The organism is Desulfobacula sp., from assembly GCF_021107415.1.
On the sequence record NZ_JAIOSW010000481.1, the window covers coordinates 1 to 20,526 of the forward strand.

The 20,526-nt window shown below is 40.9% G+C and carries 13 protein-coding genes; 4 read left to right on the forward strand and 9 right to left on the reverse strand.

From position 1 onward, the window contains the following. Positions 1 to 155 precede the first annotated feature (155 nt). The gene (locus tag K8S13_RS23980) at positions 156 to 554 is read right to left on the reverse strand and encodes a hypothetical protein (RefSeq protein WP_291466253.1); all 399 of its coding nucleotides are present in this window, start codon (positions 552 to 554) and stop codon (positions 156 to 158) included. Positions 555 to 964: 410 nt separating this feature from the next. Here K8S13_RS23980 and K8S13_RS23985 point away from each other — a divergent pair, with 410 nt between their 5' ends. From K8S13_RS23985 to K8S13_RS23995, 3 genes are read left to right on the forward strand one after another with little or no spacing between them, the layout of a single operon-like run. After that, positions 965 to 2,212: a site-specific integrase gene (locus K8S13_RS23985; protein WP_291466254.1), complete on the forward strand. Its 1,248-nt coding sequence runs from the start codon at positions 965 to 967 to the stop codon at positions 2,210 to 2,212. Further along, complete coding sequence (locus K8S13_RS23990; protein WP_291466255.1) at positions 2,212 to 3,195, forward strand: tyrosine-type recombinase/integrase; 984 nt, start codon at positions 2,212 to 2,214, stop codon at positions 3,193 to 3,195. Before K8S13_RS23985 ends, K8S13_RS23990 begins: the two co-directional genes overlap by 1 nt. Continuing rightward, positions 3,182 to 4,201: a site-specific integrase gene (locus tag K8S13_RS23995; protein WP_291466256.1), complete on the forward strand. Its 1,020-nt coding sequence runs from the start codon at positions 3,182 to 3,184 to the stop codon at positions 4,199 to 4,201. Before K8S13_RS23990 ends, K8S13_RS23995 begins: the two co-directional genes overlap by 14 nt. A gap of 64 nt (positions 4,202 to 4,265) precedes the next feature. Here the strand turns inward: K8S13_RS23995 and istA are convergent, their stop codons facing one another. The 6 genes from istA to K8S13_RS24025 all read right to left on the reverse strand — a co-directional run bounded on the left by istA (position 4,266) and on the right by K8S13_RS24025 (position 15,405). Then, positions 4,266 to 4,976, reverse strand: a complete 711-nt coding sequence (gene istA, locus K8S13_RS24000; protein ID WP_291466257.1) for an IS21 family transposase — start codon at positions 4,974 to 4,976, stop codon at positions 4,266 to 4,268. Positions 4,977 to 4,988: 12 nt separating this feature from the next. Further along, entirely contained in the window at positions 4,989 to 5,309 is a 321-nt protein-coding gene (locus K8S13_RS24005; RefSeq protein WP_291466258.1) for a hypothetical protein, read from the reverse strand. 78 nt (positions 5,310 to 5,387) lie between these two features. Next, positions 5,388 to 5,822, reverse strand: a complete 435-nt coding sequence (locus tag K8S13_RS24010) for a hypothetical protein (RefSeq protein ID WP_291466259.1) — start codon at positions 5,820 to 5,822, stop codon at positions 5,388 to 5,390. Between the two features lie 110 nt (positions 5,823 to 5,932). After that, the gene (locus K8S13_RS24015; RefSeq protein ID WP_291466260.1) at positions 5,933 to 6,655 is read right to left on the reverse strand and encodes a hypothetical protein; all 723 of its coding nucleotides are present in this window, start codon (positions 6,653 to 6,655) and stop codon (positions 5,933 to 5,935) included. Positions 6,656 to 6,711: 56 nt separating this feature from the next. Beyond that, entirely contained in the window at positions 6,712 to 7,245 is a 534-nt protein-coding gene (locus K8S13_RS24020; RefSeq protein ID WP_291466261.1) for a hypothetical protein, read from the reverse strand. 72 nt (positions 7,246 to 7,317) lie between these two features. Next, positions 7,318 to 15,405, reverse strand: a complete 8,088-nt coding sequence (locus tag K8S13_RS24025; RefSeq protein WP_291466262.1) for a LamG-like jellyroll fold domain-containing protein — start codon at positions 15,403 to 15,405, stop codon at positions 7,318 to 7,320. Between the two features lie 616 nt (positions 15,406 to 16,021). Here K8S13_RS24025 and hisD point away from each other — a divergent pair. After that, positions 16,022 to 17,323 (forward strand): histidinol dehydrogenase, encoded by a 1,302-nt coding sequence (hisD, locus tag K8S13_RS24030; protein WP_291466263.1) that lies wholly within the window; start codon positions 16,022 to 16,024, stop codon positions 17,321 to 17,323. 49 nt (positions 17,324 to 17,372) lie between these two features. Here the strand turns inward: hisD and brxL are convergent, their stop codons facing one another. Beyond that, positions 17,373 to 19,466 (reverse strand): BREX system Lon protease-like protein BrxL, encoded by a 2,094-nt coding sequence (brxL, locus tag K8S13_RS24035; RefSeq protein ID WP_291466264.1) that lies wholly within the window; start codon positions 19,464 to 19,466, stop codon positions 17,373 to 17,375. A gap of 3 nt (positions 19,467 to 19,469) precedes the next feature. Further along, positions 19,470 to 20,526 (reverse strand): PglZ domain-containing protein (locus K8S13_RS24040; protein WP_291466265.1); only part of this gene is annotated, 1,057 nt, incomplete at its 5' end.

The following is a 20,526-nucleotide window of genomic DNA, read 5'->3' on the forward strand; positions in this document are numbered from 1 at the left end:
TCCTTTGCAGTGCAATGGCATCATAGTCAGCAAGATTGGGCTTTAGTAGACGAATTTTGTTGAGATTTTCGTCTTTTAAGGCCACTGGCTGGTGGCGGATTGTCGGAGTTCTTTCCTGATAGAGGATATTTTGGATATAAGCAAATCCGTAGAGTTTATGTTAGAGCCTTTTTCAGGGCATATATCAGCGATGACGTGCCATAGTCATCATTTAAAATTAACAGACGCTCCACTGTCTTTTTCAATGGCTGCGATGCATATGCAAGCTTCTCAAGGTAATCCACGGCTTCCTGTCCCAATGACATGAACACCATCATCTGTTTACCCATGAACACTTTTTTCCTGAGCTTGCGAACCTGTTCACTGTGGGACGGTAGATCAATGCGTTTTCGTTTTTCCCAGTTTCTTAAATGGCTTGCCACCAGCTTTTCTTTGTAATAGACAGATAGGGTCCTGGCATCCGCTTTAAGGGTTATAGATTTGCCAACCAGCCTTGGCGGTACCGTATATACATTTGTGTCAAAACGGATACCAAAATCTTTGTATACCTTCAAAGTCTCAGTCTCCCGGAAGTCGGGCAGTGGATCTATCAACGGCCTTAGGGCATCCTTTACAAATCGATGGGCGGGCCTTTCTCCGGTGGTCTGGTGCAGCCTTTGATTGGCCGTGGTATCAATCCATGCCAGGACCTGATGGTTGACATCATCTAAATCTGCAAACGTTCTGAGGGGCCAAAAATTGTATCGCAGATATTTAATACTGTTTTCGATCTTTCCTTTTTAATGTGAAGCTTTACATTAAAAAGGTTATGGAAAGCTAAGGATAATGGGAAGCTACTCTTGAATATCTTTTAAACATGTACAGTTTCTCAGGTTTTTTTTCATTTTTTGATTAAATAACTTTACATTATACTTCGATCTTTAACTGGCACCCCGGTGCAAAAAAACAGATTGGAGGTAATATAATGAGGCATCAAAAAAATGAGGTTTATGAATTAATTTACAAGTTTAAAATTGAATTGAAGAAAGCCCAATATTCAGATTCAACTATCAGAGGGTTTATTACGGTTTGGAATCGTCTGACAAATTACATGATTATTATGGGCAAAACAAATTACACTGCAAAAATCGGAATGGACTTCCTGGAAGCTGAATATGATGTAACTGTATATGAAAAACTTACCCCAAGAAATAAATATTATACAAGAGCAATTAACATGCTTTCAGATTATCTATTACATGGAATTATTTTTTCCAGAAGAAGACAAGAGATGCGTAATTATCATCCTCAATTTCAAACATTATTTCAAGGATATATTGATAAAAAGAGAGCGGACGGTTTTTCCAAATCCACACTGCAATCATATGAGATATACCTCAGCAGATTTTCTGATTACTTAAACAGTCGTGGGTTTATCGACATTCGTGATATAGATGATTCAGCCGTTTTAGGATTTACAGAGACTTTCATTCGATATTCACCCTCTGTAATTCATAGCACGCTATGTTCCCTGCGTGTTTTTTTCCATTATCTATTTCAATTCGGATTTGTATCCAAGGATTTTGCATATATTGTGCCGCGTGATGGATATAGGCAGAGAACAAAAATTCCTTCAGCATATCCAAAAAAGGAGGTGGAAAAACTTTTAGAATCAATTGACAGGGGGAATCCCAAGGGGAAACGGGATTATGCCATAATACTGATTGCTGCAAGATTGGGCCTGCGGGCACAAGATATATGTAACTTGTCCTTTATGAACCTGAAATGGGAAACAAACACCATTGAACTACTTCAGCAAAAAACTAAAAGGCCCGTTATCCTTCCAATGCTGGAGGATGTTGGCCTGGCAATCATTGATTATCTTAAGTATGCAAGGCCAGAATGTGAATCAACCAAAGCAATTTTTTTGCGGTTGATCCCTCCGATAGGGAAATTAAAAGCACCTACTTTGCATAGCATTGTTACGCTGCATATGCGTACAGCAGGTATAAAAATACAGACTGGTAAAAAACACGGCCCTCATGCACTTCGCCACAGCCTTGCAAGCGCGCTGTTGGAAGAAAATACCCCTTTACCAATTATATCTGAGGTACTGGGCCATACAAATACAGAATCCACATCGGTCTATTTAAAAATCGACATAAACCAGCTAAGAACGTGCGCCTTGGACCCTCTAACCTTTGAGTGGAACAAAGGTGAGGAGGTGTTCTGATGATAAAAAAAAAAAAAGCGTTTGTTGGTGAATTTAAAGAACTGCTGGAAGATTTTATACAGCATAAAAGAAATCTTGGATATAAGTATGGTATCGAGCGTGATAGCCTTCTCAGATTTTCGAAATATACTTTAAATTACAAAATTGAAAACAAATCTTTAACTAAAGAGCCGGTATTAGAGTGGACTGCAAAAAGAAACTGTGAATCAGTAAAAACATGGGAGCAGCGTGCCAGTAACTTACGGCAGTTTGTATTATATTTGCAAAACCAGGGATACGAAGCATTTACACCTTTAAAAAGCTATAAGGTCAGGCGAAGTGAGTATATTCCGTATATATTTACCCATAAGGAAATTGACAATTTTTTTCAAGTCGTTGATACCATGCCTCTTCACTCTTTGTCTAATAAACATGAAAGTTATCCATTACTATTCCGGTTACTTTATTGTTGTGGCCTTAGAATCTCCGAAGCTCTCCATCTGAAAATCTTAGATATTGATTTTGATAACAAGGTATTGTTCATAAGGGAATCAAAATTTAATAAAGACAGATTGGTACCCATGTCTATACCTCTTGCAGATATGTTTACCAAATATCATTCTTTATTCAACCAGAAAAAACCTGCAGAGGATTATTTTTTCAGGAATAAAAATGGAACTTATTTAACCCGCTCCCGAGTTTACAAGGTATATCGTCAATTGCTGTGGAAGGCAAAAATTTCCCATGGTGGCAAAGGTAAGGGACCCAGACTTCATGATTTTCGGCACGCTTTTTGTGTGCATACATTAATGAGGCAGGTAAAAAATAAAATTGATCTGTATGTCACACTGCCCATTCTATCTGTTTATGTAGGGCACAATTCAGTGAGAGCTACACAACGTTATCTAAGATTAACTACTGAAGCATATCCTGACCTGATTAAGAAAATTTCTCTGACATGTGCATATGTGATACCGGAGGTAGTGAAAAATGAAACCAACTAATTTTGCATATTACTTGACTAACTTCCTTTCCAAGTATCTTTCGGGAATTGCAGGGCTTAGTCCTAATACCATAATGTCGTACAGGGACACTTTTAGCTTATTTCTTGATTTTTGTTCCAAGCAGAAAAAGATAAAAGCAGAAAAATTTTCTTTGAATCATCTGAACAGGCAACTAGTTGAACAATATTTGGAGTGGCTTGAAAAAACAAGGAATTGCATTGCATCCACAAGGAACGTGCGTTTGGCTGCATTTCATTCTTTTTGTCGATATCTACAAATGGAGTTCCCAGATTATATTCATTCGGCACAGCAAATACTTTCAATCCCCATGAAGAAAACAAAAAAGATATCTGTTGAATACATAACTCTTGAAGCCATGAAATTTTTACTGAAAAAACCAGATAAAATGACAAAAAATGGGCGCAGGAATATAGTTCTTTTAAGTCTACTTTATGATTCAGGTGCCAGAGTTCAAGAACTGGCAGATTTAAAAGTTGGTGATATAAGAATTGCATCTCCTTCAACAGTAAAATTGATGGGTAAAGGCGATAAAACCAGGATTGTTCCATTAATGAAACCTATGTCGAAACTATTAAATCATTATTTACAAGAAAACAATTTAATAGAGCCACATACATTTGATTACCCTTTATTTAGAAATCGTTCAAAAGATAAGTTGACTCGGGCAGGCATTGCATACATTGTCAAAAAATATGCCTGTACAGCGATCAAAGAAGCCCCAGGATTGTTTCCAGACAAGCTATCACCGCATTGCTTCAGACATTCCAAAGCCATTCACCTTTTACAATCAGGAGTAAATCTCATTTATATACGGGATTTTCTTGGGCATGTTGATATTCAAACAACGGAAATTTACGCCAGAATTGATGGAGAGATGAAAAGAAAAGCTCTGGAAAAAAGTAATAACAATGTAGTGTCGAGTGAAATGCCTGAATGGCAAAATAATGCAAACCTGATGAACTGGTTGAAAAACATAGGTAAATAAAAAAATATAATGGAAAGTTAAATTATGAAAAGTTGTGGATAATGCAGAAATGAAGATAGCAACTTCACATTATCCTTAGCTTTCCATAACCTTTTTCGTGGGGAGCCCTGATATTGCAAGCCACAGGGGTAATACTAAACTGTCGTAAAAAATTCAAAAATGATTCATTAAAACGGACCATGGACCCCACACGTTCAGTTACTGCTGTCAGCATATTATCCACGACTATTTTTTTGGGTGTGCCTCCAAAATAACTGAAGGCTTCAACAAGAGATTGATGAAGTGTTTCTTGTTTTTGACTGTGGGTAAAAACCACATAAAGCATTCTGCTGTGGGATTCAATTACGGCCAGGGCATATAGCTTCCTTGAGCTATTCCCATATGCAAGGCTGCCAAAATGGCCCCAGTCAATTTGTATCTGTTGACCTGGTCCGGACTCAAAACGGATAAAGGCTTCTTTATAAACATTATGTCTAAGGTGTTTGAGATAATCCAGGACAATAGTTATCTCTCCATCAAACCCTTTATCGTGTATCTGTCGCAATACGACGGGAGCCTTGACCTTTGGATATTGCGCTACCATCTCTTTGATGAGTTCCCGGTATGGATCAAGTTTTGAAGACCTTACCTTCCTTGGTTTATAAGCTGTATCCGGATGCTTGAGATATTTTTTAACCGTGCCCCTGTCCAGATTTAAAGTCTGGGCAATCTGCCGCTTGGAAAACAGCATCTCTTTTAACCGGTGAATTTCAAAAACAGTTCGGCTGTCTATCATTGGATCGCCTCCCTACGCTTTATGAGTGCTTTTTGGCAATGAAAGGACCTGGAACAAGGTGCCGTCATACATGACAAGATCTTTATGGATCAGACTGCTCCGGGCAAAAATATAATCGCCTTCCTTGAGCCCCAGGGTGGCGCAAATGGTTCTGTCACCGTAAAAGGAAAGCCCATTTCGGTCCGAAGCCAATACCAAAAACAGATAAAGAGCAATTTCCTGCCAGCTCAATGATTGTAAAAAACCATCTATCAAGAAACGATGGGGGATGAAGCTAAAGCCTTTGCCAGTGCTGCGAATCCGGTCATGAGCAAGCACTTTTTTTCTTATCATGTTGCCCTCCTTATTTATTTGGATTTTGACCTGTGTAACACAAACATTCTTCCTTTGTCCCCGAGACCATCTTTGCAATTATGGGGGATTGATTGGTACTGTAGCGATAAAAATTTTTACCGCGTCCATCTTTGCAACGGTTGGCACAAGCCAATATTGCCCAGAAAGGCTTTGTACCCTGGATTTCCTCGCGTCCATCTTTGCAATACCAATTATTTTTGATGGTTTGGGAGAATGCTGTTGTTTCATGTTTCTGATTTTCTGGAGAGAACGATTCCTGCCAGCTTTCTCCGGGTTCCTGAGGCGATATTTTTTCCAGTAATCAGGGTTGTTTTGAAGCCATTTTTTTTGCGATAGACGTTGGCCTTCCTTGTAATCAGGATCAGATGCAAGCTTTTGTTTTTGCCACAGAGCTTTTCGAGTCCGCTGGCAACCTGGTTCTAAACAAAAACTTTGAAATTTATTTCTTGGAATAAAAAAAGTGCTACAAGCTGGACAGGGAACAGATTCCATACTCCCTCCTGAAAACAAATATCAATATGAGGTGAATTAAATAGAGGGAATTATAGTATTAAAAAAATAATTTAAGGGAATGAAATGGAGGGAATTAGATTTGTGGCGGGTCATTTATCCTGAAATTGGCTGGGAAAAAATCCCTCATGATGGCAGGGAATTAAATCCCTGTTTCCAGAACCGTCATAAACTGCCAAAAGCCTTGTTAAACCTTGCCACAGGTATTTTTCAGTGATGATGCCGTTGACTTTTTTGGCAATCCGCCTGCCCATGGGATCATGCACATACTCTATCAGGGTGGTGTCCGGCAGGGTGACGCTTAAAAGCTCTCCCCTTGATGAATAAAAATATTCCGTAATGTCTGAACCTGTGGTTTTGCTTTCAAGGAATCCGTCCACGCTGTACTGGTAGACAGAGCTGCCGGCCGTGAGCAGATGGTCTTCATCGGAATAGGTCAATGTCCTGCCCGTGATTCCCCTTGCCGTGTTCATTTCATAAGTCCGGGTGCCGTTGGAACCGTATTGGTATTCTTCCACAAGCGTACTGTTTTTTGTCACTGTCAGAAGCCGTCCCATTGTGTCGTAGGTATAACCATACTCAGAGGCTGTGCCGTTAACAGTTTCCGATTTATGGGTAACCTTACAGTTGTCATCCCTGGTAAGATCCCATGTGGTAAGGTTTTGGCCATTAATGCTATAGTCCTGTATATCCAGCTCACCATAACCGTTAAAGGTTCGGGCAATGTTCAGATTACCTCCTGTTACTGTTTCCGGAAGACCGTTATGGGTGTTGCGGGTAATGGTAAAGTTCCCGGAACCCGTCGGATCAACCAAATTAACCGGATCATTTAGGACATAAACATAAATATTAAAGTGCTTTTCAGAGCCAACTATTTAACATCGACAATATTAAAAAATTTGGGTTTCGCAGTCTGTATGGCTTCCGTAAACCCCAATCTGATTTTTTCTTGTTTTATTTTCGAACTCACATCAATTTGTATGGAAGCAGATACAATTATAAAAGATGAAATCCCAAGCTCTCTTTTACATTTAAGTACATAGTAAGTGATATATTGGTACCAAAAATCATCCACCGCCTCCATAACTTCATCAAGATTTTGTATGAAATTTTTTCGACTAAGAATTTGTTTTTTAAATTTTTTCTCAGTTTCTTTATCAATCTCACCAAAAATTACCGCTCGCTTTGCTTTTCCTTTTTTATTTGTATAAAAAACATTATTGGGATTACTAAGCAGTTTTTGATTTAAATGATTAAAAATTATTGTCTCATTGTCCCGAATGAATATTTTAATTTTTTTTAATCGACCCCGTTTAATTCTAAAAAAAGTAATAAAATCGATGAGTTTTGAGGCAAAAACATATAGAAGTAGTGTACAAATTATTAATATCATATATTTTATCATTGTTCTTCTCTTAAATTTTATAGATATATACCAAATTCAATTCATGAAGCGTCTACTCGAAAATAATTTTTTTTAAGGACATGGCGAGCCTTCCTCACCAAATGCTTCTTCGGTAGACATTAAAATATTTCCAAATAATGAAAGAGCACTTGGTAGCTTTGTACCCCATAATCCATAGAGAAATCCTTCACTAAATGCTTGTGATGCCATAGGGATATAAGGTACTCCAGCCATAGTAAGACCACCAGCTACAGCACCTATCGCCGCACCAGTTAGACCTCCTTTCAAAGCTGCAGAACCTACATCTTGTTCAGTTGCTAATGCTTTAATGACACCAAAAGTAGCACCCATCATAGTACCTCCAACAGCACCACCTGCTACTCCACCCAGAATATGTACAAATTCTCCAGTCGGATCCACCAAATTAACCGGATCATTTAGGACATACCCATACAGATCCATATCACCTCCGGCAAAAAGTATTGGATCTTTAGCAGTCCATCTACCTGTTTCCGGATCATAATCACGGTAGCCAAACCTCACAAGATCTGTGTGTCGGTCATGCAGACCGCCTGCAAATCCAAAGGGTATTTCAAAGACCGGGTTGGTATCACTCAGTATGTTACCAAAGGTATCATATTCAATTTGTTTTACCACATTTCCAGATGAGTCTGCAACCAGCCTTAAGGAACCTACCTGATCATAGGTTAAATAATAGGTAATACCGTTGGCTAATACTGCCACAGGCATTCTGTCGTCTGCATATTCAAACCGCATGACAAGATTGTTTGAACCGTCATAAACTGCCAAAAGACGGGTTAGACCCTGCCACAGGTATTTTTCAGCGATGATGCCGTTGACTTTTTTGGCGATTCGTCTGCCCATGGGATCATGCACATACTCTATCAGGGTGGTGTCCGGCAGGGTGACATTTAAAAGCTCTCCCCTTGATGAATAAGAATATTCCGTAATGTCTGAACCAGTGGTTTTGCTTTCAAGGAATCCGTCAACGCTGTACTGGTAGACAGAGCTGCCGGCTGTGAGCAGATGATCTTCATCAGAATAGGTCAATATCCTGCCCGTGATTCCCCTTGCCGTGTTCATTTCATAAGCCCGGGTGCCGGTGGAACCGTATCGATATTCCTCCACAAATGTATTGTCTTTTGTCACTGTCAGAAGCCGTCCCATTGTGTCATAGGTATAAGTATATTCAGAGGCTGTGCCGTTAACAGTTTCCGATTTACGGGTAACCTTACCGTTGTCATCCCTGGTAAGATCCCATGTGGTAAGGTTTTGGCCATTAATGTTATAGTCCTGTATATCCAGCTCACCATAACCGTTAAAGGTTCGGGCAATGTTCAGATTACCTCCTGTTACTGTTTCCGGAAGACCGTTAAGGGTGTTGCGGGTAATGGTAAAATTTCCGGAACCCATCAGCAGACCGTCATTATCAAAGGTATAGTTAACGATACCGCCCGCATAGGTAAAGCTTGCAGGGTTAAAATCATAATTATAGGTATAGGTCAGGATTTGGGACAGGGTTCCGGTAAAAGCTTCGGAGGTGATGAGTTTGCCGTCATACCCGTAAGAGATTGACTCAGACCCTTTGGTTATGGATTCTATTTTACTGCCGCAAAAATAAGTATAATCAATATTACCTTCAGAGGTCTGTACCTGGGACAGCCTGGCAGTATTATAAATAAAATTAATGCTTTCTCCGGATGGAGACAGCTTTCTTATCAGCCACCGGTCTTTGTCATATAAATAGTTGTAACTGCCGCTTAATGGGGTTTGATAGGAATTGTTCAGATTTACTTTGTTGAACCCGAATCCGTGATCAATTGAGGACGGATTGGTCAGCACGGTCATGTTGCCATTGTTGTCATAGGAGAACCATAACGATGTGGTGTCCGGTCTGTTGATCTGGGTTACACGGCCCACCTCATCATAAAAATAACGGGTTGTATGGTTTTTCGCATCCGTAAAGGTTTCAAGAAAACCCTGGGTATTATAGATATAATCAACCCCTCTTGTATTCGTATCTACAGATATCAGCCTTCCTTTTGAATCATATTCATAAGATGTATTGAAAAGATTGGGGACACTTACACTTTCCGTCACAAGGGTAGCAGGATTATAAAGCAGGGTGGTGATCCTGCCCTCGGGGGATGTAATGGTCTTTTGAGACTCAAACACATCATTATCAATGGTCACGGTTTTACCATTTGTTGTAATGCTTTGCCGTATGACATAAGATGGAGATTCTCCTGAAGGTTCTAAATATTCCTTTTGTGTCATTGTAGTTCTTTGAAGACCGGCTGGTGTGGATTCTGTCATTGTTTTCAAATATTTATATTTGTACTTTGGATCAATTCCATATTCAAATTCCAGTTCAGTACCGCAGGATGTTGTTTTGGCCGCTGTCATACCTGATTCTGAAAATAAGGTCTGTGAACCTGTTTCATCGGTAATAACCGAAGTATAGTTGCCAGCAGCGTCAGTTTTATCCAGGTAAGTTCTCTGATGAGCTTCAGCCGTTGTGACAGTTGTTAATACGCCGTCTTGCTGCTCCTGGTGATTATACAACCAATGACCGCCATTTTCGTCCAGGATTTCCTGAATTTTGCCGGTATCAGAAAAAATATGTGTAAACTGATTGCCAGCCGGATCTGTTTCCAGTTCCATTAAACCGTCGGGCGAATAGTCGAAATTATAAAAGTTGCCATCTGGAAAAATGATTTTAGTCAAATGGTTGTTGGTATCAATGGTTAGTTCGGTACGCAGACCATCCGGAGAAATAATGGCTTTTGGAATCAAACTGCTATCCCTTTCAATCAAGGTTGTACTGCCAAATTGATCGGTTATGGAATCAAGAACTTTCAACGGGGAAATAGTATAATGAAATTCTCGTAAAGTTTGCCCTGTTTCAAGGTCAATTGTTTTTCTATGACGTCCTGAATCGTCAATCGCATACCCAAGACCATTGTCTTCAGTATATATATTGCTGTTTTCTGTTTCTAAAAACAAATACGGGGTAATCGGGCCGAGTTTTGCAATTAAATTTTGTGAAGAAAAAACTACAAATATCATTCCGCTGTCATTGATTTCAAGGTCTGAATATCCTGTGAGGAACTGCGGATCTACAGATAAATCATTGCCAGCATAGGGAATTGTTCCTTGACCGGAGATTGTTTTAATGACACCACTTGTATTGATTTTGCGAAGACATTGATTTGTTTTGTCTATAATATACAGGTTCCTTTCATTATCCAGTTCTATTTGATACGGGTGATACAGTTGGGCTGCCGTTGCCGGACCGCCATCCCCGGCATAACCGGCAAAACCTGTTCCTGCAATAGTTTTAATGATACCGTCAGGATCAATTTTCCGGATAACATGGTTACGGTAATCTGCAATATATACATTGCCCTCTCTGTCAATTTCAATGCCCGTAGGAAAGTTTAACTCTGCATCCATAGAGCGTCCGTTATCTCCAGAATACCCAGAATTACCATTGCCGGCTATGGTTGTGATAATGCCTGCCGGATCAACCATGCGAATTCTGTGGTGGCCGGAGTCTGCAATATATAAATTGCAATTGTCATCCACTGAAATACCGCTTGGTCTTGACAGAGACACCAATGTGCTGTTTGCAATCTGGTTGTCGCCAATATCATCACCAATGTAGAAATTCGAACCTGCAACATTCGATAACATACCATTTTTATCAATTTTTCGAACAATACCGTCGTCACCTTCGAGGTCACGGTCCAGAAAATATACATTACCTGATGCATCTACGCAAACAGCGACTGGAGTATATAAAGGAGAATCTGTGGCCACTATCTGCTCGACAGAAGGATCTGTAAAACCAGATCCGAAATTGCCATTACCAGCTATGGTTGTTAAGACACCTTGTGTATCTATTTTTTTGATTTGATAATTATAGGTATCAGCAATAAAAATATTACCGGCAGCATCCATTGCTATACTGCTTGGAGAACTGAACTCAGGATTATCTTCCCCTTGCCCTTCTTCTCCTGGTCCTGAAACTGCTGTTATTTTTACAGGCTCAAGGAAAGCCGCTGTATCGATACGATTGTATTTAAATTCCGGATCAAAGCTGCTGATTTTTGAGCCATTTCCTTTTGTCAGAATTGCAGAATCTATGGTGCTGAGATAATGATGGTTGGAAATTGTCCATCCATCGGCAAGATATGATCCGGCCTCAGGATCATGTGCCGGTGGCTGGACTGTAATCCAGAATGTTTTCAATTTAAAAAGATGAGTTCTCATAACAACTTCAGTATCCAAATCCCCATATTTTGCAAACAGATTTACAAAATCATCATATGACCTTCCATAGTAACCTTGATATATGTAATAAATTCCAATTGTAGCAGTTACAGGCTTATCTACTTTATTTCCGGATAAATCAAACCCGTCCCATTTGAAAAGGTAATTCAAATTTGGTAAAGGTTCAAACTCACGATAATAAGATTTCCCGGCAATTTTTATATAAAGTTGAACATCTATCATGCCTGTAGGTATGGTTTCTTCTGTAAGATGAATATAGATATTTCTTTTGTTGTTTGATAAATTATCAGTTGAATAATGAAGTGAAAAATCAGTTCCGGGGATGGAAATATCTTCATGGAAAACACGGCTTCTTTCTTCCACATACGAGTTGAATGATTTTTTGCAATCTTTATCATCGCGTTCTTTATCATCCAACTTTGGGGGATCCACCTGCGGACTGATGGCGTTTGGTGGAAACTTAGGGGGACCGTTAAAATCCAATGGTGAAAAATGACTGGTCTCGAACCGCCAGAAGGTATCACCAGGCTTATAATTTTCCGGATTGGTCAAACCAATTATCTCATCACTGACAGATTCATTGCCGTTAACATCATCAGGCAGATCATCACCATTCATGTCCATGGCATCAACCACACCATCAGAGTCTGTATCCAACAGTTTAACGACACGGGCATTTTTTTCCGGAATCCAACAGGCGCAATCTCGATCGTAGTACCCGACAGGGACAAGGTCACCTAATTCAAAACCAAGAAAATTATCAATCAATATTGTAACCGGTTTGGCAAATCTTACTCTTTTTACACCATCGAGAGAAAATTCGGCACAATAGGTAAATGCGGATGTAGCTGGAAGTACTGCAGGCATGGACTCAGGCGTTGAATATTCTGAAACCCGAATATTCACTGTGTCCAGCTCCATAACATCATTTCCATTTTTATCTGTAAGAAACGCCTGATTGTCTCCGGTAATAATTACAGTTGCAGATCTAGTTCTGGCGGCAGTAGTTACCGGGCTGCTGCGATGAGTAAAAACGTTACTCGGATCATTATCAAAAGTGATTTGCGTAGAAACCGAATCTTCAATAATCATTTGAACCGTATCAACAACCGCATAATCATTCCATGGCACATATGCCTTCCTTTGAATGGGGATCAGACCTTCTTTGCTAAATGAAACGACAAGAGAACCTCCTCCTTCAACCGGAATAGCAAATCTGCCATCTGCATCTGTTGTTGCTGTACCATATTCAGGATGACCATGAATTGTAATGCTGACACCAACAATAGGAGATTCATCGATTCCAGTTACAAATCCAGTCATTATTGCAAATCGTTTGGGGTCATACTTATTAATAGTTGCATCTGCCGGAATTAGATCATAGTAGTCTTCTCCAAAAGATCCCTCGGGTAATTCTTCCGGTGAGCCTAAGACCCTTACCGTTGCAGTTGTATTAGCAACCCCAGCCTCACCTGTAACCGTTATGGTGTAAATAGTGGTATGGTTGGGTGAAACCGATATGGAGCCGTTTGCTGCAACATTGCCAATATCAGGCTCTATAAAAGCTGCATCTGCATTGGAGGAATCCCAGGTAAGAATGGATGATTCACCAGCCTGAATAAATTCCGGGATAGCGTGGATGCTTACACCGGGACTTGTACTGACAGGGCCAAGAGAAATCACCAGATCAACGGATGAGCCTTCCTCAACCAGAATACCTTCTGTGGGAGCCTGTTCGATCACGTTGCCGACAGGGATTGTATCGCTGTTAGCCGTTGTGATCGTTCCAAGCGTAAGGCCTGTTGCTATAATGGCTGCCTGGGCATCTGCCTGCGATAAATTAAAGAGTGCGGGTACAGCAACCATCTGTGGTGTTACCGTAATGATTACGCTGGCGGTGCTTGTTCCCCCGTTGCCGTCATCAACAGTATATGTAAAGCTATCCTGGCCGGTAAAGGTATCATCAGGAGTAAATATAAAAGAGTCATCACCTTCCTGCACAACAGCCCCATAGGAAGGCTGAGTAAAGCTTAAAATTGATAAAGGATCCCCATCTGCATCAGAATCGTTTTCAAGGACATTATTGATATTAACGGGGACCGTATCGGTATTTACAATATCATTTACAGCTTCCGGAGGTGTGTTGGTTTCAATGGGGTTGCCGCAATGAAGCACCTTTACACCATCCACATCAAAACCGTCAGCACTGCCGGTGAATTTTGCAGGATCACTTTCATCAACCAGTTTGAGATATTGTGCCCAGTCAAGAGCCCCAAGGTCAAACCCCTGATCCAGACAGCCGGTTCCCAGGTCTGTCCAGGAGACACCATCCTGTGATGCATATAAATGAACAGTCTCAGGGTACGAACTACAGCCAGGAGAGCCAAAGCTTGTTTCAGTTATCAGGATATCATCTCCCTGAAGGTTAAGAAAGCTCTGGTCAAAACCCAGTATGACCTGTCCCCCAAACCCAAGGGAGACAAAATTGAGGGTATCATCATACTGAGCAGGTCCCAGGGCATTTTGAGGATGAGTTCGTTCCAGGGGAAGTGGCTGGCTGTCTTTTCTAAGGCCCGGTGTATAATCAATAATTTGGGTGGCATAACATACCGGATACTGGCAATTGTCTGGACAGTCAGGACCGCCGTCACAATCTTCTCCTATATCCACCCGGCCGTTGCCGCACAGATCTTCCACACAAAGATCAAGACTGTTCAGGCCTTTGACATAAAGATTTCTGATTGTAGCTTCACTCAAGGCAGAATTAAAAACTGCGGCTTCATCAATCAGTCCTGTAAAAAAATGGCCTGTGCCCTGTTTGCCGGCACCAATAGATAAAGCCACCCCTTCCATGGCAGGCAGGTTCCGTGTAACAGTGACGATTTCTTTGAGATCACCGTCATAGTACAACCACATTTTGTCCTGGTTTGTGTCAAATGTAACAGCCAGGTGGTGCCATTCATTTAAAGGCAATGAAAAAGATTTATCAGATACAGTGTATGAACTGCCGTCACCTATACCGGCATAGGGCCTGCCGTTGTCCACACCAAGGAAATAAAAATAGTTCCCGTTTCTGCGGGATATGATTTTGGCATAAGAATTTGTCTGTGTTTCTTTAATCCAGGCTGTGAGGGTAAATGTTTCGGTTAAACGAAGGGCCTCGGCATCTTCCACGCTGACATGATCGTTTCCGTCAAAGGACAGGGCATTGCCAACCTTACCAGGGACTGATTGGGCACCATTAATCCAGCCGATATTTGCTCCTGCTGCATCCTGTGTAATGTCCTGACCGTCCTCCAGGGGCCAGTAAGCCACAAGATTTTCTAAGCAGGCGGAACTCTGGTTAACAGGCACGAATGCGATACCGTCTACGATCACATAACCGTTGGTCCCGTCATTTTTTATTGTGACAGACTCATCACCCGTGCCGGTAAAAGCATAAGTACCCAGCAGATGCCATTGGCCGCCACCGGTAGTCTGGTCAATGACATGGGGAGTCACAATTTCTGCATGTGCAATTTCAACAGGTACATTATCGGCACGATTGGATGAAGATGTATAGCGGATATATACAAAATAATCCCCGGCAGTCAGAACAGGAGAGAATATTACACTTTTTTCACCTTTACCTGCATTGCCGTCGTGAATGTAATTGCTGCCAAGAAATTTACCACCTCCCTGCCAGGTGCTGTTTGTCCAAGCGCCGGAAATAATGATACCCTGGCCTGCATCATCAGTATTATCCAAAATTAACAGAGTATCATTAGAAAAAACGACTGAAAATGAAAATATGATCATCACAGATACAAAAATAGTAAAAAGGCATTGGCTTAATTTACACATAATCGTCCCTTTCAAAAGAACTGCTCAGTAATTAGATATTTATTTGTTTACTGCTTTGGGTAAAAAAGTAATTGTTGTAAAGCAGTCGACACAATTGCATGAACTACAATTATCGCAAAATATGGACCAACTGCCTTTGATTTCAGATATAATCTTTTATCCATTTGAAATTAAAAGCATAAATTAATTATTTTTAATCCGGAACAAAATTTGATGTCTTGGGAGCTGCACATTTTTATGTGCAGTCAGCAGCGCAGAAAATTTAAATGGTTAATTGTTTTTTCTCTTCAAGGCTTTTTAAAAAGGAAATGCCTTTGATGGCTTCAGATCTTGCGGTTCAAAATCGCCTTATATATCAATTGCACATAAAAGTGTGCAAATTGCTCATATTTTTATGCAATTTTTTGTTTATGCACAAAGGGGAAATAAAATGATGGAATTTGATACTGTTGACAAAAATCATAGCTTTCAACACCTGTTCAATTTTATTTGATGGATTTATAGATTTTCTTTTGCTATAAAGAAGGGCTAAAGCTTTTATATATGTCTGAAATTTATCATAATTTAAAGGCCATATAATCATATAAACCGTATTTTTTTTGGAATAATAAAAAGAATGAAAATATATCAATATCCTTCCGGAGATGCAGAAAAAAGAGTGAAAGATACCATAGAACGGGGTCTGGGATTCTCAAAACAGGATCAAGAAGCTGTTGAAGTCTATCTTGAAAATGTAAAAACAAGGGGGGATGAAGCCCTTGTTGAATACACCAACAAATTTGATTCAAATAAGGTCACAATTGACTCCTTAAAAGTGACCCCAAAAGAGTTTGAAATCGCACTAAAGAATGTTGATGCATCATTTTTAAAGGCACTTGACCGATCTGTCAACCAACTGGAATCTTTTCATTCAAAACAGAAAGAAAACTCCTGGATTGACACACCGAGAAACGGAGTCATGCTGGGGCAGCTTGTAAAACCCGTGAGTGCTGCCGGCATATACGCACCCGGAGCAAAAGGAGGAAAAACCCCCCTGGTATCATCTGTTCTAATGGGAGGAATTCCTGCGAAAACAGCCGGTGTTCACTCCATTAATCTTATGACCCCGCCCATGGAAAACGGTGAAATTAACCCGTATATTCTTGCTGCAGCCTGGAAAATCGGGATTACTTCAGTCTTTAAGGCCGGCAGTGCCTGGGCCATAGGAGCCTTAGCCTATGGAACCCAAACCGTTCCAAAAGTGGATGTGATTGTAGGCCCGGGGAATATCTATGTGACCCTTGCCAAAAAAATCGTTGCAGGAACAGTTGGGATTGATATGATTGCAGGCCCCAGTGAAATACTGATTATTGCCGATAAACATGCCAACCCCCAATTTCTGGCAGCAGACCTCCTTTCCCAGGCAGAGCATGATGTCATGGCCTCTTCCATACTTGTGACAGATTCTGAAGATCTTGCAAAAAATACTATTGCAGCCCTGAAAAAACAGATTGAAGAACTACCCAGAAAAGATATAGCAAAGCAGTCCATTGATCATTTTGGTGCCATTATGCTGGTGCCGGACATTGAAACCGGCATTAAACTTTCCAACCGCCTTGCGCCTGAGCACCTTGAGTTGATTGTCAAAGACCCCTTTGATTATATCGACCAAATACAAAATGCCGGCGCTTTATTTTTAGGGTCGTATACTCCTGAACCCATGGGAGATTATATTGCAGGCCCCAACCATGTTCTGCCGACTGCCGGGACAGCAAGGTTTTCTTCAGCTTTAGGTGTTGAGCATTTCACAAAAAAAACCAGTTTAATTCATTATTCAAAAGCTGCCTTTAAAAGGGAGGCTGATGATGTGATCCGGTTAGCCCAAACCGAAGGCTTGGGAGCCCATGCCAATTCTGTAGAAATACGAAAAAAAGAGTAATTCATCTTTTAAAAATTTGAAAGTAATAATCCCCTCAGATATAGGGTTTCTATTTTTTGAAAATATCTACTTTGGTTTCAAGGCATTTCCTCAATGACAAATCATTAACACCCACCTCAAACCAGCTGTTCGGTTTTTGATAAAAGTCCAGTCCACGACCTATTTTTATAGTCCAGCCATTATCTAACCGGATTTCCCTATCGTGCATGTTGGGATCGATCTTGATGTCTAAAACAATATCAATTTCAAGCAGGCTTTGTTTGAGGTCATCCAGGCTGTCTCGCATTTCAGAAATGTTTGTTTTCTCATCAAAGGATGTTATCAGAACTATTTTCCGGATTGTTGAAAGCTTTACAATTGTCTCACACAACCGAATAAAATTTTGAATCTGATGCGATAACCGGATATATGGATCTTCGATTATGATCTCTTTTGCCCCTTTAAAATAAGGGCCCATAATGGACTCGTAATTGTGACCTGTATCATCATAAAAAATAGTAAAATGCCTTTCTTCCAGTTGATGCGCAGATTCAGCCTCGTTCTTTTCTATCTCGGTTTTCATTTGGGATTGATTTGCCGTTCCATTTTCTCCGGTCTTTTTTATGCCATTTTGTTCTTTTTCATTTCCCGGGACAGAATCCTTATCCTTTTCCGGATCCAGGTTTTTCCTGATTGGATCCTGTGTTGCGTCAGCCTCTTTGGATTCAGGGCATGACACAATGATTTCTTTCCCTTCTGCATTAAAAAAGGATAGGTCGATATTGGCAAACTCATCATCCGGTTTGCGCTTATTCATCTGTTCCTTGACTCTACGACGTGCTTCAACGGCGTAGGCAATGTATTCATCAAATTCTTCATCCGTTGGTTTATCAATGGGGTGCAGAATCTTTAAAAATGCGCACAGTGTCTTTTTAATACCGATTTCATCACGCCCTTCTATGGATTTCCCAAGATTAACTCGGCTGCTGACCTCTTCATATTTGTTGACATGCTTGAGCTGGTAATGAAACGCCTCTGCCAGATAGTCGGTAATAAAGCCATAATTATTTGTCAAATACGCGGTCGTGTTTTTAGGTATTTCCCAGCCGGGCAGGTAACAGGCAAACCGATCCATGACAGCAAGGTCGAATTCCTTTGGCAGCGGAAGGAACAGATCATGATCGCTTGATCTGACTAACTGTTCAATGGAATGGTCGATATTACCCACAAAAGCCATGCTGGCATCGGCAATCACCTCCACGCCCCTGGAAAACCGCCCGTTTGCCATATAATCTTTCATGATCTGAATGGTATCAGGATCCTTAATCCGAATCCCTGCTACTTCATCAAATGCAACCGTATCCCAGAATCCGACCAGCCCCATTCTTTTTCTGGCATTATTATAAAAAAGAACTGCCTTTGTGGACTGTCCGCCACTGATCAATGTTGAATAGGGTGAAAATTCACTGAAAAAATACGATTTTCCTGTCCCTCTTGGGCCAAGCTCTATAAAATTATAATTGGCCTCAGCAAGGGACGCCAAACGGGCTATATAATGAAATTTCAAGCGATGGTTTAACTTTGCGGGTTCCAGACCGACAGACCTTAATATCACGTTCAGCCATTCGTCCCGGGTAAACTCTTTCCTGCCTTCACCAAATCTTGTGTAATCAAACCTGCTCAATTGAATCGGTCGCAGGTCATCGATCAAAAAAGCATGATTATCGTCATCAAATTCATTATAGGCCACCGTCACTTCCGCCCAGATGCCGCCTTCCAGCAAACGGTCGTTGTCCCGGTAGAATTTTTCACTGATGGCAATTCTTCGGGAATTAAAATTTTCAAGAGACGCCCAATGCCGCTTTTCTTTTTCAACATATCGAACATGGATTTTATCAATAAACCGATATTTCCCATTTGTGGCAACCTTTGACTGGGCGGCATTGGCTTCCTCCGGCCTGACATAATTGTCCTGCAGGGTCGCAATAACGGCTTCCATGCCTGCCTGAATTTCGGCGGGTTCGTTGCTGGCACAATATCGGGCCAGTAAAAACTCAAGAACAAATGTCGGAACATTGGTTCCTTTTTTAATTCGGTGCAAAAGGTCTTTTCGAACAACACGACCATCAAATACTGCCGTTAATTTCTCGTCTAATTTATCCATATGCTACACCACATAATCGGTTTTTAATTCAAGTTTGCAATAAACAGTAAAAGTCGCAGGATTCATCACTTTTACCACAAACGCTCCTTCATATTCTTCCTGCATTCTCAGTGTAACCTGGACCTGGACTCCTGGTTTCATCATGATAGTTCCTGTTGCCGGATTTGAAATTCGACCAGCCATCACTTCACCTACTACAGTTGCTTTTTTATCATGCGCCTCTATCAGTAATTCAATGGTATCTTCACCGGGAAACAACCCCATTTGCTTGTCTTCAAAAACCAGATCCAGAACGGGCAGTCGAGTGGTAATGCGTTTTGCATCATTTTTATAGGAAATTTTCAATTCAGGTTTTTTAGTTTCCTTTGTTACTTTGCCAAGCCGCAGACTAATCACCGGGACAAGGCATTCCTGAAGAGAAACACCCCCATGAAAATACAACTCCCCGGCCCGGTATGGGACCAGGCTCCGTGGACCGCCAACCTGTTTAAATTCTCCCCTGATCCCTAAATGATCAGCCGGTAGAACAAAATTAGCATGATCATCATCCCCGTCTCCTAAAGCCAGGCGATCATGAACAAAGATCCAATTGCCGGATGGTTTTGCACAGACATCACCAGCCTGGACCTGAATATTCAGGAAGAATCCATGGTCCGTTGCAATGACCACTTCACTGAATCCGAGTTTTTTAAGTTTATTAACGGCAAAACGGATTCGTTTCAATGTATCATGGATGATACGCAGGGAAGTTTCCGGAGCCGTTTCCAGATGGCTGTCAATTTCAGTTCCCCGGAGTACCAGGAGTTGAACATCGTCAGACAACTTTTTTTTGCTCCGAGTAAATTGCGCCAGTGTCATTTCTTCGAATCTGGGACCGTATTTTTTTCGCAGAATTTCCATTCGCTGCTTCACAGTCAAAATTTCCAAGTTTCCCAGGACAGGAACCACTTTATCATCATTTCTGCCTAAAGAAAGATGCTGCCCGGCTCCAGGTAAAAGACTTGCCATCCCCACGCTTGTGATACTCGGCAGCTGGACAGCAGCCGGAATAAGTTCCACA